This window comes from Entomomonas moraniae, from assembly GCF_003991975.1.
GTDB lineage: Bacteria > Pseudomonadota > Gammaproteobacteria > Pseudomonadales > Pseudomonadaceae > Entomomonas > Entomomonas moraniae.
In genome coordinates, this window is sequence record NZ_CP029822.1 from 760993 (window position 1) to 783525 (window position 22533).

General features: G+C 35.7%; 22 protein-coding genes. 19 read left to right on the forward strand and 3 right to left on the reverse strand.

The window, feature by feature from the left end; all coding sequences use genetic code 11:
* The first annotated feature begins 78 nt into the window (after positions 1–78).
* The 5 genes from bamC (at position 79) to DM558_RS03675 (ending at position 4646) form a co-directional block, all read left to right on the forward strand.
* Positions 79–1197, forward strand: coding sequence for an outer membrane protein assembly factor BamC (gene bamC / locus DM558_RS03655; RefSeq protein ID WP_127162098.1), 1119 nt, complete (start codon positions 79–81; stop codon positions 1195–1197).
* A 34-nt stretch (positions 1198–1231) separates the two neighbouring features.
* A complete protein-coding gene (gene purC, locus DM558_RS03660) occupies positions 1232–1942 on the forward strand; it encodes a phosphoribosylaminoimidazolesuccinocarboxamide synthase (RefSeq protein ID WP_127162099.1) in 711 nt (236 codons plus the stop codon).
* A gap of 168 nt (positions 1943–2110) precedes the next feature.
* On the forward strand, positions 2111–2923 hold the full coding sequence (gene proC / locus DM558_RS03665; RefSeq protein WP_127162100.1) for a pyrroline-5-carboxylate reductase: 813 nt from the start codon (positions 2111–2113) through the stop codon (positions 2921–2923).
* A gap of 75 nt (positions 2924–2998) precedes the next feature.
* Positions 2999–3919 (forward strand): recombination-associated protein RdgC, encoded by a 921-nt coding sequence (rdgC, locus tag DM558_RS03670; protein WP_127162101.1) that lies wholly within the window; start codon positions 2999–3001, stop codon positions 3917–3919.
* A 7-nt stretch (positions 3920–3926) separates the two neighbouring features.
* Positions 3927–4646: a 5'-methylthioadenosine/adenosylhomocysteine nucleosidase gene (locus tag DM558_RS03675; RefSeq protein WP_127162102.1), complete on the forward strand. Its 720-nt coding sequence runs from the start codon at positions 3927–3929 to the stop codon at positions 4644–4646.
* Positions 4647–4680: 34 nt separating this feature from the next.
* Here the strand turns inward: DM558_RS03675 and DM558_RS03680 are convergent, their stop codons facing one another.
* Entirely contained in the window at positions 4681–5625 is a 945-nt protein-coding gene (locus tag DM558_RS03680) for a DUF481 domain-containing protein (protein WP_228411803.1), read from the reverse strand.
* 362 nt (positions 5626–5987) lie between these two features.
* Here DM558_RS03680 and DM558_RS03685 point away from each other — a divergent pair, with 362 nt between their 5' ends.
* The 7 genes from DM558_RS03685 to DM558_RS03715 all read left to right on the forward strand — a co-directional run bounded on the left by DM558_RS03685 (position 5988) and on the right by DM558_RS03715 (position 13911).
* A complete protein-coding gene (locus DM558_RS03685) occupies positions 5988–7793 on the forward strand; it encodes an AmpG family muropeptide MFS transporter (RefSeq protein ID WP_127162104.1) in 1806 nt (601 codons plus the stop codon).
* A gap of 122 nt (positions 7794–7915) precedes the next feature.
* Positions 7916–8461, forward strand: coding sequence for an ATP-dependent zinc protease family protein (locus DM558_RS03690; protein ID WP_127162105.1), 546 nt, complete (start codon positions 7916–7918; stop codon positions 8459–8461).
* A gap of 24 nt (positions 8462–8485) precedes the next feature.
* On the forward strand, positions 8486–10093 hold the full coding sequence (locus tag DM558_RS03695; RefSeq protein WP_127162106.1) for a UUP1 family membrane protein: 1608 nt from the start codon (positions 8486–8488) through the stop codon (positions 10091–10093).
* Positions 10094–10096: 3 nt separating this feature from the next.
* A complete protein-coding gene (locus tag DM558_RS03700; protein WP_109702753.1) occupies positions 10097–11077 on the forward strand; it encodes an alpha-L-glutamate ligase-like protein in 981 nt (326 codons plus the stop codon).
* A 215-nt stretch (positions 11078–11292) separates the two neighbouring features.
* Entirely contained in the window at positions 11293–12177 is an 885-nt protein-coding gene (locus DM558_RS03705) for a hypothetical protein (protein ID WP_127162107.1), read from the forward strand.
* Positions 12178–12354: 177 nt separating this feature from the next.
* Positions 12355–13269 (forward strand): hypothetical protein, encoded by a 915-nt coding sequence (locus DM558_RS03710; protein ID WP_127162108.1) that lies wholly within the window; start codon positions 12355–12357, stop codon positions 13267–13269.
* A gap of 18 nt (positions 13270–13287) precedes the next feature.
* Positions 13288–13911 (forward strand): CatB-related O-acetyltransferase, encoded by a 624-nt coding sequence (locus DM558_RS03715; RefSeq protein WP_127162109.1) that lies wholly within the window; start codon positions 13288–13290, stop codon positions 13909–13911.
* Between the two features lie 64 nt (positions 13912–13975).
* Here DM558_RS03715 and DM558_RS03720 read toward each other — a convergent pair whose 3' ends face one another.
* On the reverse strand, positions 13976–14899 hold the full coding sequence (locus DM558_RS03720; protein ID WP_127162110.1) for a LysR substrate-binding domain-containing protein: 924 nt from the start codon (positions 14897–14899) through the stop codon (positions 13976–13978).
* 127 nt (positions 14900–15026) lie between these two features.
* On the opposite strand from DM558_RS03720, the gene DM558_RS03725 reads away from it, so the two are divergent.
* Complete coding sequence (locus DM558_RS03725) at positions 15027–15785, forward strand: YqcI/YcgG family protein (protein WP_164731237.1); 759 nt, start codon at positions 15027–15029, stop codon at positions 15783–15785.
* Positions 15786–16418, forward strand: coding sequence for a LysE family translocator (locus DM558_RS03730; protein WP_127162112.1), 633 nt, complete (start codon positions 15786–15788; stop codon positions 16416–16418). It begins immediately after the preceding gene.
* A 16-nt stretch (positions 16419–16434) separates the two neighbouring features.
* On the opposite strand, the gene DM558_RS03735 is transcribed toward DM558_RS03730, so the two are convergent.
* The gene (locus tag DM558_RS03735; protein WP_127162113.1) at positions 16435–17148 is read right to left on the reverse strand and encodes a 4'-phosphopantetheinyl transferase family protein; all 714 of its coding nucleotides are present in this window, start codon (positions 17146–17148) and stop codon (positions 16435–16437) included.
* Between the two features lie 117 nt (positions 17149–17265).
* Here DM558_RS03735 and bacA point away from each other — a divergent pair, with 117 nt between their 5' ends.
* From bacA to DM558_RS03760, 5 genes are all read left to right on the forward strand, one after another.
* The gene (bacA, locus tag DM558_RS03740; RefSeq protein WP_127162114.1) at positions 17266–17883 is read left to right on the forward strand and encodes a biofilm formation regulator BacA; all 618 of its coding nucleotides are present in this window, start codon (positions 17266–17268) and stop codon (positions 17881–17883) included.
* 15 nt (positions 17884–17898) lie between these two features.
* Positions 17899–18603 carry a PspA/IM30 family protein gene (locus tag DM558_RS03745; protein WP_127162115.1) on the forward strand — a complete coding sequence of 235 codons (705 nt, stop codon included), beginning with the start codon at positions 17899–17901 and terminating at the stop codon, positions 18601–18603.
* A 107-nt stretch (positions 18604–18710) separates the two neighbouring features.
* Entirely contained in the window at positions 18711–19373 is a 663-nt protein-coding gene (locus DM558_RS03750) for an OB-fold-containig protein (protein WP_127162116.1), read from the forward strand.
* 161 nt (positions 19374–19534) lie between these two features.
* Positions 19535–20137 carry an SPFH domain-containing protein gene (locus DM558_RS03755; protein ID WP_127162117.1) on the forward strand — a complete coding sequence of 201 codons (603 nt, stop codon included), beginning with the start codon at positions 19535–19537 and terminating at the stop codon, positions 20135–20137.
* A gap of 122 nt (positions 20138–20259) precedes the next feature.
* Positions 20260–22437: a flotillin family protein gene (locus DM558_RS03760; RefSeq protein WP_127162118.1), complete on the forward strand. Its 2178-nt coding sequence runs from the start codon at positions 20260–20262 to the stop codon at positions 22435–22437.
* Positions 22438–22533 lie beyond the last annotated feature (96 nt).

Here is a 22533-nt window from a genome sequence, read left to right on the forward strand (position 1 = left end):
AATTAAGTATTTTATGATAAATAATATTAAGGTCTATGTCTCTAGCATGACAAAAAAACATTTAAGGAGTCTAATGCCATGAGACAACTGGCTAAATTCTCGGTAATTGCTGTAGTCATTTCAACAATCAGCGGTTGTGGTTGGTTGTGGGGTGAAAAAGGGTACTTTCGTGATCGTTCGAATGATTATTTAGATGCAAAGCAAGAGTCGATGATTACGATTCCGGCTAACTTAAAAAAAGATACGAGACCGTTTGATCCACTGTATCCCATTCCTAACAATATTCCTAACCCAACCGTAACTAAGAATTATGAAGTGCCAAGACCATTGCCTTTACAAGCAGTTAATACAAGCGGCCCATTTAGTTTACAACGCAATCAAGGTAATCAATGGATTATTGCACAACAAATGGTTACGCCTGCTTACGAACAAGCACTGCAATACTTTAGACAGGCCGGATTCCGTATCGATACTGCTCGTCCTGTAACAGGTGAGTTTACAACAAGTTGGACGAAAACAAGCGTATTAACCAATATGCTAAATAGTCGCTTGTTGGCAATGGATTCTTCTTTAGCTAATCAAGAGTTACGTATACGTGTTAGAGTTGACCCAGGTGCAAGAGCCAATACGAGTGAACTTTATACGTTGGTTATGGTTCGCCCAGAAGGCAGCGCTGTAGAGTCTGACTGGCCTAGTAAGTCACAAAATTCAGTGGTTGAGGCTATTTTACTAGATGAATTAATGGCTAATATGTCGAATTCTCAAGCGTCAGAAAATGTAGTTTCTTTATCAGATACTCAACAACAATCCGTTGCTGCTAAGAAAAAGGCACTCTTTAATCGAGATACACAAGGCGTTCCTTTCTTAGTGATGAACGGAGATCTTGATTTGGTGTGGTCGCAAGTAGAGCAAGCGATTAACAAAGCAAATATTAAAATTGACGACATGGATCGCAGTGAGAGAGTTTATTACATCAACTTGTCTGAAAAAGCGGATGGTAGCTCGAAACCAGGATTTTTTACTCGTTTATTTACCTCAGAAGCTAGACGAGAAGCGAATGCAGAGCGTTATATTATAAAAGTTATACCTATTGACAATGCAATGAGTGTTAAAGTAGACGGAATAGGCAATGACACAGTGGTTTCTCCTGAAAAAGCTGAGTCTATTCTTAGAATGCTACAAGATAACATGAACTAAACTTATTATAGGCTTTAAACAAGAGTGTAATTAGATGGAAAAGCGTGAAGAACTTTACCGTGGTAAAGCAAAATCAGTATTTGCAACAAGTGATGAAGATCGTTTGATTCTTTATTTTCGTAATGATACATCAATGAAAGATGGAGAAAAAATAGAACAGTTGGAGCGTAAAGGTGAGATCAATAATCGCTTTAATGCGTTTATTATGCAAAAACTTGAAGAAGCTGGAATCCCAACACAGTTCGATACGTTACTATCAACTAATGAGTCTGTTGTTAAAAAATTAAAAATGATACCACTTGAGTGTGTTATTCGTAATTATGCGGCAGGTGGTTTAGTCCGGCGCTTAGAGGCTAAAGAGGGGACTAAGCTTACACCTCCCGTATTTGAATTGTTTCTAAAAAATGATAAGTTACATGACCCTGTAATTAATGAGAGTATTGCTGTTGCTTTTGGTTGGGCAACTCAAGATCAGTTAAATCGTATGCGTGAGCTTACTTTCCATGTAAACGATATTTTAACAAAATTATTTGATAAAGCCGGCTTATTATTAGTTGATTTTAAACTTGAGTTTGGTCTTTACCATGGTGAAATTGTATTAGGGGATGAGTTTAGTCCTGATGGTTCAAGACTCTGGGATAAAGAAACGCGTAAGAAATTAGATAAAGATCGTTTCCGTCAAGGGCTCGGCGGTGTTGTTGAAGGTTATATTGAAGTAGCACAACGTTTAGGTGTTCCATTATAAACTTGATATTAGCATGATGGATAAAAAGGCTATTCATGGAATAGCCTTTTTTCTTTCTAACGTTTACTGCGCCATAGTGAAATATTCGATTAAATAATAAATCTTAATTGACTATTCTAGCCTGTGCTATATTAGTAGTAATAAGTATCTCAATAAGGAGTCTTACAGATGAACAAAAAGATTGGTTTCATTGGTGCTGGACACATGGGTTCAGCTATTATTGGTGGGTTAATACATAAAGCAATAGTCGATGCGAGTCAAATTTATGCAGTTACTCAACACCAAGATAAAACACAGACAGTTGCTAAGCAGTTCGGTATTAATGCATCAGCTAATATTGCAGAACTAACAGTAACTAGCGATATTTTAGTTGTGGCAGTAAAACCTAAAGTTATTGCTCAGGCATTATCGGAAGCATTACCTTTTATTAAAAAAGATACTGTGATTGTGTCAATTGCTGCGGGCGTTACTTTAGCAAATTTAGAAAAGGTATTGGGAGCGGATAAAAAGATTGTCAGAATAATGCCTAATCTTCCTTCCTTAGTTGGGGAAGGCGTAAGTTCCATTACCCCAAATGCAAAAGTAACAGAAAAAGATCTAGAGGATATTAAAGTAATTTTCAATAGTTTGGGTAAAGCAGAAGTAGTCTCTGAAGATTTAATTCATGCTGTAGTCGGTGTGAGTGGATCTTCTCCTGCTTATGTTTTTATGTTTATTGAAGCATTAGCTGATGCGGCAGTACAAGGTGGTATGCCTAGAGAACAAGCCTATACATTTGCTGCACAAGCTGTGCTAGGATCTGCTAAAATGGTACTTGAAACAGGCACCCATCCAGGGGTATTAAAAGATATGATTTGTTCTGCTGGAGGAACGACCATAGAAGCTGTTTGTACTTTAGAGCGAAAAGGCTTTAGAACAGCTGTTATTGATGGTGCAAGTGCAGCAATGATTAAATCACAAGAAATGAGCAATAAAAAATAAGTTATTCGTAATGTTGTATATTGAGTCAGTAGTCTTTATTGACATGTTTTATCTTTTTAAAAAGAGTTTTTATTTATGTGGTTCCGCAATTTATTAGTTTATCGTTTAACACAATCTGTTTCTTTAAATGAAGAAACTTTAATTAAAGCTCTCGAAACTAAGTTAGCTAAACCTTGTACCTTTCAAGAGTTATCTACCTATGGTTTTATTGCCCCTTTTGGGAAGTCAGAAGAGGCTTCTTTAACACATGTGAGTCAAGATTTTTATCTAATTGCAGCGCGTAAAGAAGAGCGAATTTTACCTGCTAGTGTTGTCAAAGAAGCTTTGCAAGAAAAAGTGGATGTTATAGAGGCACGGGATGCGCGTAAGGTTTATAAAAAAGAAAAAGATCAGTTAAAAGATGAGGTAATACAAGATTTATTACCCCGAGCCTTTAGTCGTAAAAAAGTTACGTATGCAGTAATAGCTCCTTCATTGGGATTAATCTTTGTTGATACGACAAGTACGGCTAAGGCAGAGGAATTGTTATCCACATTACGCGAAGCATTAGGTGGTTTGCCTCTAAGGCCTATGAGCGTTAAGGTTGCCCCCAGTGCTACGTTAACTGACTGGGTTAAAAGCCAAAAAGCTTCTGATGGCTTTCATGTGTTAGAAGATTGTGAGTTACGTGATACTTTTGAAGATGGCGGTATTATACGTTGTAAACGACAAGATTTAAGCAGTGATGAAATTCAAACACACTTAAAGTCTGGCAAGGTTATTACACAATTAGCATTGATGTGGCAAGATAAGTTGTCATTTGTTTTAGATGATAAATTGGCAATTAAGCGTATTAAGTTTGAAGATTTACTGCTTGATGAAGCTGATAAAGAGGGCGGTGACGATGAAGTTAGCCAATTTGATGCAACTTTCTTATTAATGATGATGACTTTCTCTGAGTTTTTACCTGCACTGCTTGAGGCATTAGGTGGTGAAGAACAACCTTTAGGTATATAGATTAGATATGTGTGATAAAAGAAAAGTTGATATAGCCATTATTGGTGCCATGAGTGAAGAGGTGGACGCATTAGCAATTCACTTAACAAAGCCTGTTAAATATGAAGCTTTGAATAGTGTTTACTATTTAGGCAAATTGTGTGGTCATGAGGTTGTAATTTTTCAATCAGGTATTGGTAAAGTCGGTGCTGCTATATCAACAACTTTTCTATTGGAGCATTTTAGTCCCAATTATCTAATTAATATTGGTTCAGCCGGTGGTTTTGATTCTCAGCTTTCAGTTGGGGATATCATTATTTCTACAGAAGTTTGTTACCATGATGTTGATGTGTCAATGATTGGTTGTGAATATGGTCAAGTCCCTAATTTACCGGTTGCTTTTAAGGCAGATAGCCAGTTAGTTGCACTTGCAAATCAAGCGGCAAAAAATATTATTGGATATAAAGCATTTGATGGTTTGGTGTGTACTGGTGATTTTTTTATGTCTGGGGCACAATCCATTGCCTTAGTGCGTAGCCATTTCCCCTCTGTATTAGCGGTTGATATGGAGGCCGCTGCTATTGGACATACCTGCTATTTATATAATTGTCCTTTTGTAGTGGTTAGGGCTATTTCAGACTTAGTTGATAACCCTAGTAATAATCTTGATTTTTATAGTTTTTTAGCGGTTGCCGCAAAAAATTCAGCACATTTAGTTATTGATATTTTAAAGCAATTACAATCTTAAGTTCAGAGCTAGCGTGTAACGCTAGCTCGTGCCTTTACCAGTTAACACCGATGCCTAAAATATACCGTGTTTCATTTACATTGGCGTCGCTTGATCCATCAACGATATTTCTATTGACTTTAAAGTTTAAGGACGCCCAGTCCGTCAGTTTGTAGCGTATTCCTATATCAGTATCTAATGTGTATCTAGCAACATTGCTATTAAATGGTTTTGTTGCATTGCCAGTGGTAAATAGTTCTATGTCTTTACCCCATAAGTAGCGATTATAGTCCCACCGTATCCCATAAGCTCCAAAGTTTTTATTGTCTTCTGCTTTGTATTCATAACGAGACAGGTTGATAAGTGATGACATAGAGAATGCTCCTAAACTGTCATCCCAAAATTGATAACCAGGACCTGTACCCAATGTATATTGTTTACGAAGATCTTCAATATGATCCAGTTTAAAATAGCCATTAGTTTGCCAGAACCATTGTTTTGTTAGAAAATGATCAAGCGTATAATCTAATGAATAATTATTAGTTGAGACATTTTTATCGGTACTTTTCCTATTGTATTCTCCCGAAATGATATGACGCCTATTTCCACGCTCAATTTTTGTTTGGAAGTCGATATCAAAAGTACTTGAGTCTTTTTCAGCATGTTTACTATCCAGTGAGAGATTAACTTTTCCTGTCCAAACAAGATCATCAACCTCAAGCCCTAATTTTTTAGGTTTAATTATTTGATTGATATCATTTAAAGCTATTTCATGCTTCTCACCATTAACGAGCAGAAGTTTACCTTCTTGTGAAGGTTTGATGATTTGTGCTTTTTCCTGTTTATCTTGTTTTAGTTTGACTAGAAGAGAGCTTTTGGTTTCTAATGTACTAACTTCACTCCAATTTATAGTTACTGTTCCAGCATATTTTGTGTCTAAAACTAGTTTGTTGTTATTTAATAATGAAACAGTTCCGGTCAGTCTATCACCGTTTTTCATCCATACGGTATCGGCTATAGTAACAAAAGAGGAAAAAAATAGAATTAAAAAAATAAATAGGCGTACTAGCATAGTTATAACGTTTAGTGTTGGAAGAGAATGAATTGAAATTAATTAAGATAATAAGAAAAAAATCTTATATAATAATTTAGAGTAGGTATATAAATTAAATTAAAGGTTAATAGATACTTTGTCAATCTTTCTTTGTAGGCTTTTAGCTAAAGAAAAATCAAATAAACAGCCACAGCGACAGGTATTGAGTACTTGTTTTTAAAGTTATGATAGAATTATATCACTTAACAAAACGAGATATGTCTCTATTGTTCGTTAATTATGTTAGGGAAAACTACTAGTGAGTTGTGATGAGAACCAGTGCATTAATAAATTTTACTAATTTTAAGCTATCCAATAACTTAGTTATTTTGGTATTAGGATTTTCGGCAGGTATTCCTAGTTTATTGATATCCTCAACTTTGGGTATTTGGTTACTGGGGGCGGGCGCGTCTTTCGAAACTATCGGTTATTTAGGATGGGTAGGCTTGATCTATGCGTTGAAATGGGTTTGGGCGCCAATGCTTGACCAGTGGCAACTGCCTGTGCTAAATCGTTTAGGCCGTAGGCGTTCATGGTTACTCTTTTCTCAATTATGTATTTTTATTGGATTGATTTGTGTTGCAGTAACTGATCCTAAAAGTCTTTTACAGCTATTTTTTATATTTGCTTGTTTGGTTGCTTTCTTTTCTGCAACGCAAGATATTGCTCTTGATGCATATAGATTAGAAATTGCAGACCAAAGTCAACAAGCTAAATTAGCTGCACTTTATATTGTGGGTTTTAGAGTAGCGCTGTTAGTTGCGGGGGCTGGATCTCTGTTATTAGCTACTTATTTAGGTACATCTGAACGTTACTATTATTATCATGCATGGCAAATAACGTACATGATTTTTGCCGTTTTGATGTTGCCAGCAATGCTTGTTACATTGTTAAGTAAAGAGCCCGACATTAATATTAAGCATGACCAGACGTCAGACACGGGGTTTAGTTTTGGTCGCCAGTTGTTTGCTATTGTCTTAATACTTTTTTTAGTCATCTCTTTACCTGTTATGATTACTGCCATTATGGATAGTGCATGGCCCAGAGCGTTGTTTTATGGATTGGTTCTAGCCACTGGGTTATCTCCTTGGGGAAAATCGCAGATTTTACCTGTACGTATTTTACTTCGTAAAATGCGTCATTATTTAAAACTAACTGCTCGCTCAAAAGAAATACCTAATTTTGATTTTGTACATCAAAGTATTTCTATCATTATAATGCTCATAGTATTAGTAACCATCTACGCGGCTAGTAAGGCCTTTATGCAAGGGGCTTGGCCAAGAGGCATATTATACTTGCTGATCTGTATGGGGTGTTTGACCGCTCCGGGGCGTTTTTTAATGGCTCCTATATTAACACCGATGGTTGAGTTTATTCAGCGTTATCGTTGGCAAGCACTATTAATTTTAGCTATTGTGTCCACTTATAAATTAACGGATACAATGCCGCTTAATATGATTGATGTCTTTTTGCTTAAACATGGCTTTAGCCAAAATGTTATTGCCGTTTTAGTTAAAGGGTTTGGTATTATTTTGACGATTGTAGGAGCATGGTTTAGCGTTTTCTTAATCGGTCGGTTTAAAGTAATGCCTGTGCTTTTTCTTGGTGGTTTAGCTTGCGCACTGACTAATTTGCTGTATATTTTACTGATTGATGTTCAGAGTACTATTTCTGCTTTAACCACAGGCCATTATAGTTATTTTCTGATAAATTCTGGTTTTGCATTTTATGGTGTGACTTATTCGGCTCCCACCGTTTGGGAGCAGGTTATCGGCTTTGATCCTCAAATTTGGACATTAATTACGATTGTTATTTTTGATAGTCTCAGTTCGGGAATGGCTGTTTCTGCATTATTAGCCTATTTAGCTGGTTTAACGAATATTAAGTTCTCAGCCACACAGTACGCTATGCTTAGCTCAGTTATGCTGCTATTACCTAAATTGTTGGGCGGATATTCTGGGAAAATTCTTACGTATTATGATAATGATTACCAGAAGTTCTTTTGGATATGTGTATTAGCAGGTATTCCCACATTAATTTTCATTAGCTGGGCATGGTTGCGTGAAAATAAATAGGTAATTTATAATTAGAATTACAATTAACCGATTAAATTATTATTTAAACATGTTAAAATACGGCAAGTTTCAAAGAGGTTTATAACCTCTTTTTATTTTTTTAATATGGCAGTGTGGGAATTATGTTATTACAAATACAAAAAGTTCTTTGTCTAAGTTTTTTAGTTTCTTTTGCAATGGTTGGTTTTGCAGAGGAAAAGACCGTGTACGGTCGTTATGAAATGATGAAGGTCGAGGGGCTCAATGGCTTAGTACCCGCTAAATTAGATACTGGTGCAATGACAGCGTCTCTTAGCGCCACTGATATAAAAGTGTTTAAGAAGGATGGTGAGGAGTGGGTACGTTTTACTCCCCAAGTTAAAGGAAAAACATTTGGGCCTTTAGAGTACCCATTGGCTAAAATGGGAAAAATTAAGCGTCGTGCAGCTGATCTTGTTAAAGTAGATCAAGATGATGACGCAGATGAAGAAGATCCTAACTATACCTATCGCCCAGAGATCCAAATGGAAGTTTGTCTAGGCAATCAACTAAGAACTATTGATGTTAATTTAACAGATCGCCGCTCTTTCAGTTATCCCTTATTAATTGGAACTAAAGCATTAAGATCATTCAATGCCATTGTTGATCCTAGCTTGAAGTATCAATCAAAAGCTACATGTGGTAAATAAAAAATATCAGTTAATGGAAATAATATGCGTGCGTTAACGTTACATCTAAAAATTTTAATTACAGTCTTGGTATGTATTGGAGTTTTTTCTATTGCTTATCAGATTTTTGTTCTCAAAATTCCTATTACAGAGAATGAGAAAGGGAATTATTGGACTATTGATGCCAAGATAGATTTTTTTGTACGAGGATCTAAGCCTGTGAAAGTACAGTTTTTTATTCCTTCAGCACAAAATGGTTATATTCGCTATATTAAATCAACCGACAGTATTATTGCAAAAGACTATGGTTCAAGTATTGAGGATGATGGTCTAGGAAATCAGCTTTTAACATTGTCTTCTCGTCGTGAATCTGGCTTACAAACGCTCTATTATCGTTTGGCATTAACACAACGTGATAGTTTAAATACAACGCTGCAGACAAAAGGCTCTATATGGCGTGAAAGTATTCCTTTAACTGAGCAACAACAAGTTGCGGCAAAAACTTTAATTGATGGTATACGTCAAAAATCGTTGGATACTTCGACCTTTATTACTGCGACAATAAAGGCCGTATCTGACACTAAAAATGATAATGTTAGTTTATTGCTAGATAATAATGATAGTATTGTGAACAAAGTTAATGTAATTGATTTATTGTTATCGCAAGCTCATATTCCTATACAACGTGTTCATACCTTACGCTTGATTCAAGGGATTAATCAAAAACCAGAGTTATGGATTAGAAGTTATATAGAATCAACAGTGGCTAAAAATAATGTAGCTGATAAAAAAGATACTAATGCTACCAGTAGCACTGGAAAATGGGTTTATTTCAACCCTGAAACGGGTAAGGTGGGTTTACCCAATGATCGCATTATTTGGTGGGTTGGGGATAATGATTTATTAACCGTTGATAATGGTTCTCAGGCAAGAGTAACATTCAGTATCGGAAACTCCGAGTTATTAGCTAAAGGAATTATCTCTCAGATGGCAGCTGAAAAAGAGGCCAGTAGTTTCCTTACATACTCACTTTATAGTTTACCTATTCAAGTACAAGAAACTTATATGGTCATGATAATGATTCCTATCGGTGTTCTAGTTATTTTGATTTGGAGAAATATTGTTGGGTTACAGACATTAGGTACGTTTACCCCCGTATTAATTGCGTTAGCATTTAGAGAAACTGGACTGGGCTTTGGTATATGCTTATTTAGTATCATCGTTGCCCTTGGTTTATCGGTTCGCTCCTATTTAGAGCACTTAAAATTACAGATGCTACCTCGTCTTTCTGTTGTCTTAACCTTTGTTGTTATCCTGATTGCTGCAATTAGTTTATTTAGCCATAAATTAGGTTTAGAGCAAGGTTTATCAGTGACCTTATTTCCTATGGTTATTTTAACGATGACTATCGAACGACTTTCAATTACGTGGGAAGAAAGAGGGGGAGCTACAGCCTTTAAAGTTGGGATTGGTACATTATGTGCCGCTTCATTGGCTTATTTAATCATGAAGGTTCCTACGATTGTGTACTTCGTATTTACTTTCCCAGGTATTTTATTGATATTAGTTGGCTTTATGCTTGCGATGGGACGCTATCGTGGTTATCGACTCACTGAGCTTGTTCGTTTCAAAGCGCTGTTGAAAGAGGGTTAATCGATGTTAGCACTTTGGAAAACATGGCAAGACTTAAAGGCCAGAGGAATTATGGGAATTAATCAGCGTAATGGTGATTATATTCTCAAGTACAATAAGAGAAAATATTATCCTGTAGTGGATGATAAAATTATTACTAAAATGCGTGCTATAAAAGAGGGTATTAAAGTCCCTGAACTTTATGGTGTTATTGAAACAGAGCACGAAATTAGTAAGTTAAAAACCATATTAGACGGACATAATGATTTTGTCATTAAACCAGCCCAAGGAGCTGGTGGTGATGGAATTATTGTGATTGCTGATCGTTTTGATGAAAAGCGTTTTAAGACCATTTCAGGTAAGATGATCTCATACTCTGAAATTGAGTACCAAATTTCTAGTATTTTAACAGGATTGTATTCTTTAGGTGGTATGAGGGATCGTGCTATCATTGAGTATCGAGTGAGTCCCGACCCTATTTTTAAAAGCATTAGTTATGAGGGGGTTCCCGATATACGTATTATTGTATTAATGGGTTACCCTGTGATGGCTATGCTGCGCTTACCTACTCGTCAATCAAGCGGTAAAGCTAATTTACATCAGGGTGCGATTGGTGTAGGTGTTGACTTGGCAACAGGTATTACATTAAAAGGGACATGGTTGAATGAAAAGATCTCAAAGCATCCAGATACCAATAATATTGTGAGTGGTGTACAATTACCCGACTGGGATAGTTTTATGCGATTAGCAACACGTTGCTATGAGCTTTCAGGATTAGGCTATATCGGTGTTGATATGGTTCTAGATCAAGAAAAAGGGCCATTAATTTTAGAGTTAAATGCACGGCCTGGTTTAAATATCCAGATTGCAAATGATGCCGGTTTAGCTCAGCGTAATCATATTGTTGAAGCGCATTTATCCGAACTGAAAAAGAAGAAAAGAATTGAAGTTCCTGAAGAAAGGATGCTTTTTTCTCAGAAGAATTTTGCAGTAACTATAAACTAAACATATATATAAAAAAGTTTATGTTGTTAGCTTAATGAGCTATATAAAAAGAGTTAAATCTTATATAAAAGCATTTGTCATATAAGGTTTATCTCATATAAGATGTACCTTTAGCTAGGCTTTTATGTATTGAATGCTACTATGACTATAAGTATGTATGAGTAGTAGTGACGTATTTTAATATATTAATGGATTAATATGTGGCAGGAGTCATTATGAAAAAACAAAAAGAAGTAGATTACTATAAGGTAATTCCTAAATATCTCCATAAAGATGCGGATGCATTAATTGATTATGTAAAATATTTTCCTTATCAATTTCCCACAGAATGCCCATTCTGTGGTTATAGATCATTCAAGCAAACATCAGGAACTAATACCGCAGGTGAGCCTAGGTTCGTTTGTTATAGTTGTAAGCGTAACTTTAGCCAATTAACAGGAACTTATTTCGCTCAAATGAAGCAAATAGAACTATGGCCTGATTTTGTTGCTTTACGTTTAACTGGCATTTCATTAATTAAAATTAAAAATATCTTAGGAATGTCGATGCATGCTATTACTAATAGAGAAAAAGCATTGCAGAAGATGGTGAAAGATCTATTCCCTGATTTGGCAGAGTGGTGGTTGCCACATCATCAATGGCAAGATCGTCGCTTGACGAGTCAAGTAGAAAAAGAAAAACAAGTATTTATGAGTTTTCTTGACACCTTACTTTATCAAGAAACCTTGGATTGTCCTACTTGTGGTAATGTAATGAAACGCTTAGAAGCCTCTAAGCACCGTCCTTATTTTGTTTGTCATCGCTGTAAAACCTCTAAAAACTTATTGAGTAATACAGAGTTATTTAGATTAGATCATGTTGATTTATGGCATGCCTACACTAATTATCTAATTAAAGGTGAAAGTAATTTAACAATACAAGACATGTTAAAGATTTCCCATATTTGTGCACTCAATTGGCGTAAACGCTTTATAAAACAGATGACATCTATGGGGTTGGATGAATTAGTATTCTGGATCAATTGGCAATGGGGAAGACGGCAAGGCTCTATTAAAGGAGCTGAGATATCTAAATCTAGGAAAAATGATCAAGAGTCATAGAAAAGATTATTTATAAAATATAACCTTAAAAATAATTTAATACTATTAAGTAACTATCTACACGAGTTATTTACTGGTGATAGATTATTTTAGTTGAGATATAATTACTAAACATAGTGGATATCCATAGATTTAATGGTTGGGGAGAGTATTAAGCTAGTTTAAGTATTATATTTTATGATTAGCTTTCAAAGTATTATGTATAGAATTTTATCAACTGTTATATTATATAATTCAAAAATCAGTGACTCTGAAACATTGCAAAGCCTCTTAGATATAGAGCTTAATAATTCTGTTTGTTTAACGCTTAATATTTGGAATAATGGCCCATCACTGTTAGATGAACGTGATGTAAGTGATTATAAAAAAATAGCTGCATCTAAAAATATTACGGTAGCTGTTTATCAAGATATTAGGAATGTTGCTTTAAGTAAAATTTATAATTTTATTATTAAAAAGGACTGTTTTGATTTTTTTATACCACTAGATCAAGATACTGAAATAAGTAAAGACTATTTTAAAATTATTAGTAATCATGCGGAATTAGATATTATGCTTCCTCTCGTTTATTCAGGTGAGGATTATACAGATATTAAATTCCCTTTTAATATAGCAAGTAAGCAGGTTATTGTTCATGAAGAAGAGTTAAATGTAACAGTAGTCACCTCTGTCACATCTGGCTTGGTTATCAGTAATAGGCTTGTAAAACTATTTGCAGATAAAGCATTAAATGTTTTTGATGAACGATTTGCTTTTTATGGTATTGATACCGCTTTTTTTCTTAATATCCATGAATTAATTGATAAAAATAATATTAAATGTGGTTGTTTTGGAAAGATAAAGCATTCTTTATCAACGTATGTGGAAGAAAACGGTCAGGCAAGTTATCGTCGGCGCATGGAGTTTTTATATTATGCGCTACTTTATCGTTTAAATTATAAAGGAAAATCAAGGTTATCTATTTTAAGTCTAATATTAGCACGTCTATTTACAGGACGTATAAGAGATTTTAAGGGGGTAAAAAATGCATTGTATTGTCTTTTTTATAAGCAACACCCGAGGTCTGCAATTAATATTAGTTTAAATAAGTAGTTTAAAAGCATATTTTATATGAATATTATTCGATTTTTAAAAGAAAAATATCAACGTGAAAAATTTAAGGACTACCTAAAGAAACAACATCCTTTAGAGTGGGGGCAGTTAAAGTTTAAGTATCGTTATCCACAGTATGAGTATGGCTATGGCAGCTATGGTACTCCCTTAGTAGAGCATGCAAGTAAAGATGCTCAATTAAAAATAGGCTCTTTTTGTTCCATTGCTGGGGGCGTCAAGATTCTATTAGGGGGTAATCATAATATAGAGGCAGTGACGACCTTCCCATTTTATGAACGACTACCTAATATGGCCCGACACAATGAAACAAAAGGTGATGTTATTATTGGTAGCGATGTTTGGTTAGCAACTGATTGTTTGATTTTATCGGGTGTAACGATAGGCCATGGCGTCGTTGTTGCAGCAAGATCTGTCGTAACTAAGGATATTCCACCTTATGCTGTTGTCGGGGGGAATCCTGCTAAAATTATTCGTTATCGCTTTTCTGAAGAAGTCATACAAGCTTTATTAGCTAATCCATGGTGGGACATGCCAAAAGATGAGATTATCAACATTGCTTCCTTATTGTGCTCTAGTGACATGCAAGGATTGTTAGATTATATGAAGAACCGAAAAGAATAGAGAAATGTCTATAAAGCCTATATTGGAGATACATAGGCTTTATAAAATAAAAGATTCAATATGTCTAGTTTAAAAACTTTACATTATGAGTATATAAGGTCGGGAGTTGTTTAAGTAAAAAGTTTTTTAATAGAAGTAGTGTCTTTTCCTTTGCAGTGTCTTTAGGCCAAACCATGTAGTAACCATCGCCCGTCGAAACAGCCGTCGGAAAAGGTAAATAGAGGTTTCCTTTTTCTAATTCTGATGAAACGAGCATAAGATCATTTACAGAAACTCCAGTACCTTGTAGTGCTGCTGAAATACCTTGATCTAATGTGTCAAATACTTGCCCACGTCTAATATCAACTTCATGTGATAATTTTTGTCTATCAAGCCATCTTTTCCAGTCGCGTCTATCAAATGAGGGATGTAGTAACTCCATCTTCTCCAAGCTTTTTATCGTAAATGGATCGTTGGGTGAATGGTAGCTGGGTGAGCAAATAGGTATAAGCCATTCATCAAATAATTTAAAACAATTATAATTAGGGCCGAATTTTCCATCCGTCAGTAATATAGCGCAATCATAAGGTTCAGAGTAAAAGTCAACGTTATCAATATCCATCCAAATGCTTGAAAGTTGGATAGGATGACTAGGGTGTTCACCTTTAAATACATTAATTGCTTTGAGTAACCAGCGTGCAGTGAGTGACGAAGGAACTTTTAGTCGAATTGCATGTGGGTTGTCTCTGAATAACAGGCAAGCTCTTTCTATTATTGCAAAGCCAAGTTTTAACTCTTCTGCTAGTGTCTTTCCCTGATCTGTGAGTGTTAATCGAGGGCCATTTCTTTCGAACAAATGATAGCCGAGGATATCCTCCAATGTACGGATGTGGCGACTAATCGCACTTTGGGTCAAAGAAAGTTCGTTTGCGGCTTGTGTAAAAGAGCAGTGGCGGGCGGCGACCTCAAAAGCTCGTAAAGCGTATAGCGGTGGAGTTTGTTTAGACATATTTTTCACGATTATGATAAAAATTCATAGTAAGCCACAAATTTTTACGTTTTTCAATAGTTAAATAAGACAGCATTATCTTCACCTCATGGAATTAGAAAAGTTTAGTTACTTTTATGAGGTATATATGGAATCAACTTATAAGTACATCATTAACCGCAATGATGTGTGCAGTAATAGTTTTTTGAATAATTTGTTTTTTAGATCATGGATGGTGAGGGCCTTAAGTTGTTTTGAGTCTTCAGTAAATAATAATGAGTTTCCATGTTTATTTGGAAAGAAAGTTATTAAGTTAAAAAAGTTTTTTTTATTCTTTTCCTCGATTAGTAGACCAATGGATGACCTTGTTGCTGCATTTATTGAGTATACTAATTTTGTAAAGGAAGTACCTGTTAGAGAAAGGATCTATAGTCCTTTTGTTGTATTTTTAGAGAAAAATACCTTTTCTACACTAAAAGATGAACATCAATATGGATGGTCAATATTACAAATGTTACATGATAGAGATAAGTCTTCTTGGCCTCTTGATGTACCAAAAGATACAGAGAATGAAAAATGGTCCTTTTGTTTTAATGGTCTTCCTTTATTTGTCAATATTAGTTGTCCTCAACATAAGCTCATGAAAAGTCGTAACCTAGGAGACTATGTGGTGTTAGTTATCAATCCAAGAGAGAATTTTGATGAAGTGGCTAGCCTTTCTTCAAAAGGTGGTCGAAGTGTAAGAGAAACGATAAGAAATAGAATAAAGATGTATAATGATGGTGTTGTTCCATCGACGCTAGGTGTTTATGGAGAAAAAGGAAATTACGAGTGGAGACAGTATCAGCTTGAAGAGCCAGGAGGACTAGAGCTGAAAGAGTGTCCTTTACATATAAGGAAGTCGTAAATGGATTTTAATTTATTGATAATTTACGTGATAACAGTCTTAATGTTAATTGCAACGCCAGGGCCTGTGGTTTTTTTAGTTATAAATACTACAATAAAGTCAGGCCCCTCCACAGCGCTAAGAACTGTTTTAGGAACCAACTGGGCTTCTTTGGTACTAATTGTCATTGCGGTACTTATTATTTCAACAAGCTTAGTTATTAGTCCGAAGTTATTTAGTCTGATAAGTTTATTAGGATGTTTGTTTATTGGTTATATGGCAATTAATACCATCAGAGAAGCACTATCTTTAGATAAAGAGTATGTTTTTAAGCAAGAGCAATTGGTTGTAAAAAATGGAGGACTTTTAAATGGTTTCTTGATAGGGTTATCCAATCCCAAAGATATCATCTTTTTTGTTTCATTTTTTCCACAATTTATTAAAGTAACAGATTCCTTTAATAAAAGTATTTTTTTATTAACATTACTTTGGATTCTGTTAGATTTTTTAATCTTAGGCTTCTATATCGTATTTATTCGTAGGGTATCGACACCTAAAGTCAAAAATATAATTGTGTTATTTTCAGGCTTTATCTTGTTAGTTATTGCGATGATTGGTTTCTTATACAGTTTTTTTGAGCTAATTTCGGTTTAATGGCATTGTATAGGGATTATTGAGTAATCCCTATCATGCTCCAAATATAGCCTTCTTTAAGACAATATAATCCTTTTATGGTTTTTCCTTTCTTCCAGTCGACTGATAAATCAATTAATAGTCTTAAAGTAATTTCACCAGAATAATCCCATGTGATTATTTCTGCATCGTGAAAGTAAAAATATTTCTTTGTAATAGGGAATAATGCTTTAAAAAGGCTTTCTTTTATAGAAAAAGCTAAGGTTATAAAAAAAGAAATATCATCTTTGGCTAATGTGAGTTCCTGTTCATTAACTATGTGTGATGCTAGTTTTTTACTCCGATGCTCGGTTAGTAATAATTCTATATCTAAGCCTACAGTTATCCAAAATTTTGTTTCAGCTACAATGGCGGCTGCTACGTGATGGCTATGAGTAATACTGCCAACAGTAAAGGCGGGCCATGATGGCGACCTATCTTGTTGAGAAATAGGAAGCATTGAAATCCCAAGATGAGATAATGCATTTTTTGTACAAATTCTTCCTGCAAGGTATTCTGCTTTTCTTTTAATATTGGCATTTTTCATCTGCTCAGGAAGAGGGATATTAAATTTTAAGTGCAGATCGTCATGGTAACTAGGTACATGGTACGAGCAATGATATAAATAGATTTGATTAACTGGCGGCTTAGTTGGAAAAGGCCATGTATTCGAAAGCAATGTATAAAAAGTTGGTATAGGTTCAGAGTTCATGACATTTATGGTCGTTATAAAAACGCTATTTTATCTTAAATATGATTTATAAAAATACCTAAAAAATTTACATGTGATGCTATTGATTTTATTACATGTGAGTGATATAGTTTACTCATGGAAACGAAAACATCAGCATATTATCAACGATTATATCGTCAACGCTTGCGAGAGCAAGGGCTTGTGAAAAAAGAGGTTTGGATACTCCCAGAGCATACACGAAAGCTACTGGATGTTGAAAAACAACTACGTCAACCATCTGGAATGCCTATAACAGTAGCAATAGGGGAGAAGAATATGGCTGCAACAGCTTCATTATGGACTACCAATAAGTTATTTGATGCACTATCTGCTATTGATCTATTTAAAGGTGGTAGCGCAACTGTTGAGTTAGTAGAAGGAACTGACCCAAGTCTGCATATTATTATGCATGATGTTGGAGATTTGCCCATATTTTTAAGTGTTGTGGGTGAGCAAATTATTGTTGAAAGTATCTTATGGCCAGTGGATTCAGTTAGAAATCCGCAAGTTTTTAATGAAGAAATATTGAGGGCTCACAAGTTCTTTCCTCTTTCTACTGTAGGCATTGAACGATTAGCAGAAAATGATTTTTACATTATGTTTGGTGCATTAAGTGCTGAGTCAACGCTATCAAACGTAACATTTGAAATTGAAATGTTGGCGGATAATGTGATCAAGGCGACTGAAGCATTCGAATCATACTTAAAGGCTTAAAAGGGGGAGAATAAAATGGGCGTATGGGGCAAATTAATTACAGCTTTGCGTGGTGGTATGCATGAGGCTGGAGAGGCCGTTATTGATACTCAAGCACTACGCATTCTTGATCAAGAAATCCGAGATGCTGATCAAGAGCTCAGAAAATCAAAAGAAGCATTGGCTGAGATTATGGCTAAGCAAAAGCTAGCAGAAGATAAAGTTAAAAAGACACAGGCTAAAGTTGATGAGTATGAAGGTTATGCGTTAAAAGCATTAGAGGCCAATGATGAAAAACTGGCAAGAGATGTAGCAGAAAAAATTGCAAATTTAGAAGTAACTCTTGATGCTGAACGTGAGTCTGAAGCTGCTTTCACGAAAAGTGCAGCGGATTTACGTAAGGCCGTCAGTCAGTCAGAGGCTAACATTAAACGTCTTAAGCAACAAGTTGATACTGTTAAGGCAACTGAAAGCGTGCAAAAAGCACAGGCTACTGTAGCTAGCCGTTATTCTGGTTCACAAACTAAAATGCATACTGCACTAGAGTCATTGGAGCGCATCAAGAAAAGACAAGCAGAGTATGGTGCCCGTATGGAAGCAGCTGTTGAGGTTGAAGCGATGGAGAGTGATGACATGCTTGATGTTAAATTGCGAGAAGCAGGCTTTTTAGCCAAAGAAGGCAGTGCAGATAATGTTTTAGATCGATTGAAAAAGAAACAACAAGACAAGTCATCTTCTTGATTTTAAAGGAAAATTAATAAGGTCGCTGATTGCTTGTAATAATAATGTAATACGTGACTTTATTTTGTATATAATGATTGCATTATGAGTGAGGGATTAAAAAAAGAATGGGGCTTTTTTTTACTATAATCGCATCTTTTCCTACGATTGTTTATACATTTTTTGTCTTTGTTGCCATTATCTTTTGGATAGTAGCTACCTTAGGGTTGTTAGATATCGACGTGTTAGATTTTGGTGATATGTCCTCAGCCGGCGACCATATAGACTTTCATGGTGATACGGGCTGGTTTGCTGGTTTCTTAATGAAATTTGGTTTAGATCTTGTTCCATTAACTATCGTTTTAACTATATTTTTCATTATTGGTTGGATGATTTGTTATTTTATTCAACTGTTGGTTTTAGATTTTCTTCCGCTCGGTATTTTGCGTATTCCTGTTGGCTTATTGGTTTTGGTTGTCTCAGTATTTCCAAGTGCCTATTTGACTGGATGGGTTTGTAAACCATTACGTAAAGTGTTTAAAAAATTAAACGAAGAACAAAATGCAATTTCTGGGAGTTCATTAATAGGGCAAACGGCTATTGTTCGCTCTGGAAAAGTGACCTCTACTTTTGGCGAAGCAATTTATGATGATAAAGGGGCTGGGTTTAATTTACGTATTCGTGCTGATGAGTCCTTAGGTTTAAAGAGAAATGATCGTGTAGTGATGATCGAATACCTAGAGGATGGAGCTTACAATGTTGTAAGTGAGGATGAGTTTAAGGGAATCTAATAGGGAGAGGATGCTTGACAATTCTTATTGTGATACTAGCTGTTATCATCTTATGCATAGTGGGTACAATTTTATTTTTTAAATTTTGCTATACCGTATTGCCTCCTAATGTAGCGCTGATAGTGAACGGGAAAAAAGTTTATTTTAGTAACGCAGTCACAATGCCCTCTGATAAAAAATTATTAATACCATTAGAACCTACCCAGATTAGAATGAGTTATATAGGTGCTCAAGGTATTTTATGCAAAGAACAGTTATTACTTGATATATCCATTATGTATCAAATATGTGTTGGCTTAGATGAGGATGCTATATTAAAAGCAGCCGCAAAAGTAGGGGCGGAAAATTTAGGGAATAAAGAGAAGGTTACTACCGCTGTTGATAATGTATTAACGAATACATTAAAAATGATAGTCGCTGAATTACCTTATGATGTGGTTGATAAAGATAGAGGTAAGTTAAGGAAGCAGTTGATGTCCTCGTTACACGATAAACTTTATGGCTATCATCTAGATTACCTTGATATTGAACAAATTAAGCTGACTTCGTTAGAAAGTTTAGCACAGCAAGACGAAGCCCTGTTTAAGCAGCAAGAATTAATCAGAGAGGACTGGGACAAGTATCAACGGCAACAACTAGAAAATCGCTTAAAGTTAGTGACTAATCGTCAACTAGAACTATCAACTAAAATTAAAGCACTCATCGCCGATTATCAACGCGTGATTAGACAAAAAATTAATGTATTTATTAATAAAACATATTAAAGAAAGAAAAAGTCGCTTTAGAGCGTAGGGGGATTTACTTTAAAGGAATAACTAAAGGAAGTTACTTTTAGGTGATTATAGTGTTTCAATGTTTTTAATTATGGAGTAGGAGAGTCAACATAATGTTTTCATCGATTTTAACTATCGTAGGCGTAGTAGCAGCTGCTGTTGTAGCGCTGATTATACTCGTTGTGCTTATTGTAAAGTCTTTTTATATTAAAGTTCCCCAAGGCACAGCGCTGATTGTTAATACCTTGTCATCGATTCCTAAAGTCAGTTTTACAGGGGCTCTTGTTTACCCTGTGATTTATAAAAAGGAATTTATGAAAATTTCTTTAATTACTTTAGAAATAGATCGTCGTGGTTCAGAAGGATTAATTTGCCGCGATAATATTCGAGCAGATATTACTGTAGCCTTTTATTTAAAAGTAAATGCAACTCAAGATGATGTACTTAAAGTGGCTAAATCAGTTGGTGCTGATCGCGCATCAGATCACGCGGCAGTTGCTACACTATTTAACGCTAAATTCTCTGAAGCACTAAAAACAGCGGGTAAAAAATTTGATTTCGAAGAATTATTTTCGGACCGTAAACGTTTTCGTGACTCGATTATTGAAGCTATTGGTGATGATTTAAATGGTTATTCTTTAGAAGATGCTGCAATTGACTATTTGGATCAAACACCTATAGAACATCTTAAAAATACCAATATTATGGATGCTGAAGGTATTCGTAAAATTGTAGAAAGAACATCAACAGAAATTGTTAAAACCAATGAACTTGATCGTGATAAAGATTTAGCTATCACCAAGAAAAATGTTGAAACACAAGAGGCAACACTGGCGTTAGAACGCCAAAGAGCCGATGCTGAAAACAGACAAAAACGTGAAGTTGAGACAACTAAAGCACGTGAAGAAGCTGAAACTAAGAAAGTTCAAGCAGAAGAGTTAGCGAAGTCTGAAATTGCAAGAAAGCAAGCAGAACAAGAAATTGGTAAGGCTGAGATTAATACACAGCGTGAGTTAGATGTTACAGAGCTTAATAAAAAGCGTGTATTAGTAGAGCAAGAAGAAGGTGTTACACAAGCACAGCAAGAAGCCATTGTTAAGCGTGAACGTGAAGTTGAGCTACAACGCATCGATAAAGAAAAAGCATTAGAAGCAGAGCGTACAGCGATTGCTAATATTATTCGTGATCGTGTAGCAGTCGAGCGTACTGTAGCGAAAGAAGAAGAGGCTATCAAAGAAGTACGTGCTGTTTCTGAGGCCGATCGTGCTAAACAAGTTAGTGTCCTTGAAGCACAAGCAGAGGCTGAACGTGACTTAGTGCGCCAAGTTAAACAAGCAGAGGCCGATGCTGAAACCTCTAAGCATAAGTCTATTGAAATTAATAATATGGCACAAGCTGAGTTAGAAGCAGCTGCTAAAAAAGCAGAGTCTCAAAAACGCTTGGCAGAAGGTGTTCAAGCTGAGCGTGCTGCACCTGGTTTAGCTGATGCACGTGTACGTGAAGTACAAGCTGCTGTACGTGAAAAAGAAGGCTTGATTGAGGCTAAACTAACTGCTGAAAGAGGCATTGCAGAAGCTAAAGCAGTGGAAGAAAAAGGCTTGGCAGAAGCGAAAATTATTGAATTTAAAGCAGATGCTAATCAGAAACAAGGTTTGGCAGAAGCAAAAGTACAAATGGAGCTTATGCTATCAACAGCTAAAGGTAAAGAAGAGCAAGGTCTGGCTGATGCTCGTATTACCGAAGCCACAGCCGTTGCAAAAGAGAAAGAAGGCCTCGTAGATGCTAAGGTTATGGAAGAAAAACTAAGTGCCCAAGCTCGTGGAGAAGATCAATTGGGTACTGTTAAAGCTAAGGTTAACCGTGAAGTGGGTGATGCTGATGCTGAAGTGTTGTTAAAACGTATGCGTGCAGAAGCCACAGGGCTTGCTGAGAAATTTACAGCGATTAATGCGCTGTCTGATAATGCACGTGCTCATGAAGAGTTCCGTCTACAAATTGATAAAGCCTTTGAACAATCATTGGCTGCTATCGCTGCGAATAAAGACATCGCGAAAGAGCAAGCAGAAGTATTGGCTGCTGGCTTGGCAAAAACCAAAATTGACGTGGTGGGTGGCGAAGGTGAATTCTTTGAGAAATTCTCTAAAGCCTTGGCTGTTGGGAAATCATTGGATGGTTTCGTCAATAGTAGCTCTGTAGCTCAAGGTGCAATACAACAAATATTGTCAGCAACATCTGATCGTATTGCAAGTAAGGCAGAGACTAAAAAAGCACCGCAGGTAGATGGTGAGTAGTAGGATTTTAATCCTAAGGAAGGGAACATTTTTTACACAATTTTGGCTGATTAATGAAATAGTCATTGAGAAATAATAAAGGCGGCTTTGGTCGCC

Coding starts and splice junctions, on each gene's coding strand:
- bamC (WP_127162098.1), top strand. CDS start 79: ATGAGACAACTGGCTAAATTCTCGGTAATTGCTGTAGTCATTTCAACA.
- purC (WP_127162099.1), top strand. CDS start 1,232: ATGGAAAAGCGTGAAGAACTTTACCGTGGTAAAGCAAAATCAGTATTT.
- proC (WP_127162100.1), top strand. CDS start 2,111: ATGAACAAAAAGATTGGTTTCATTGGTGCTGGACACATGGGTTCAGCT.
- rdgC (WP_127162101.1), top strand. CDS start 2,999: ATGTGGTTCCGCAATTTATTAGTTTATCGTTTAACACAATCTGTTTCT.
- DM558_RS03675 (WP_127162102.1), top strand. CDS start 3,927: ATGTGTGATAAAAGAAAAGTTGATATAGCCATTATTGGTGCCATGAGT.
- DM558_RS03680 (WP_228411803.1), bottom strand. CDS start 5,625: ATGAAAAACGGTGATAGACTGACCGGAACTGTTTCATTATTAAATAAC.
- DM558_RS03685 (WP_127162104.1), top strand. CDS start 5,988: ATGAGAACCAGTGCATTAATAAATTTTACTAATTTTAAGCTATCCAAT.
- DM558_RS03690 (WP_127162105.1), top strand. CDS start 7,916: ATGTTATTACAAATACAAAAAGTTCTTTGTCTAAGTTTTTTAGTTTCT.
- DM558_RS03695 (WP_127162106.1), top strand. CDS start 8,486: ATGCGTGCGTTAACGTTACATCTAAAAATTTTAATTACAGTCTTGGTA.
- DM558_RS03700 (WP_109702753.1), top strand. CDS start 10,097: ATGTTAGCACTTTGGAAAACATGGCAAGACTTAAAGGCCAGAGGAATT.
- DM558_RS03705 (WP_127162107.1), top strand. CDS start 11,293: ATGAAAAAACAAAAAGAAGTAGATTACTATAAGGTAATTCCTAAATAT.
- DM558_RS03710 (WP_127162108.1), top strand. CDS start 12,355: ATGATTAGCTTTCAAAGTATTATGTATAGAATTTTATCAACTGTTATA.
- DM558_RS03715 (WP_127162109.1), top strand. CDS start 13,288: ATGAATATTATTCGATTTTTAAAAGAAAAATATCAACGTGAAAAATTT.
- DM558_RS03720 (WP_127162110.1), bottom strand. CDS start 14,899: ATGTCTAAACAAACTCCACCGCTATACGCTTTACGAGCTTTTGAGGTC.
- DM558_RS03725 (WP_164731237.1), top strand. CDS start 15,027: ATGGAATCAACTTATAAGTACATCATTAACCGCAATGATGTGTGCAGT.
- DM558_RS03730 (WP_127162112.1), top strand. CDS start 15,786: ATGGATTTTAATTTATTGATAATTTACGTGATAACAGTCTTAATGTTA.
- DM558_RS03735 (WP_127162113.1), bottom strand. CDS start 17,148: ATGAACTCTGAACCTATACCAACTTTTTATACATTGCTTTCGAATACA.
- bacA (WP_127162114.1), top strand. CDS start 17,266: ATGGAAACGAAAACATCAGCATATTATCAACGATTATATCGTCAACGC.
- DM558_RS03745 (WP_127162115.1), top strand. CDS start 17,899: ATGGGCGTATGGGGCAAATTAATTACAGCTTTGCGTGGTGGTATGCAT.
- DM558_RS03750 (WP_127162116.1), top strand. CDS start 18,711: ATGGGGCTTTTTTTTACTATAATCGCATCTTTTCCTACGATTGTTTAT.
- DM558_RS03755 (WP_127162117.1), top strand. CDS start 19,535: ATGCCCTCTGATAAAAAATTATTAATACCATTAGAACCTACCCAGATT.
- DM558_RS03760 (WP_127162118.1), top strand. CDS start 20,260: ATGTTTTCATCGATTTTAACTATCGTAGGCGTAGTAGCAGCTGCTGTT.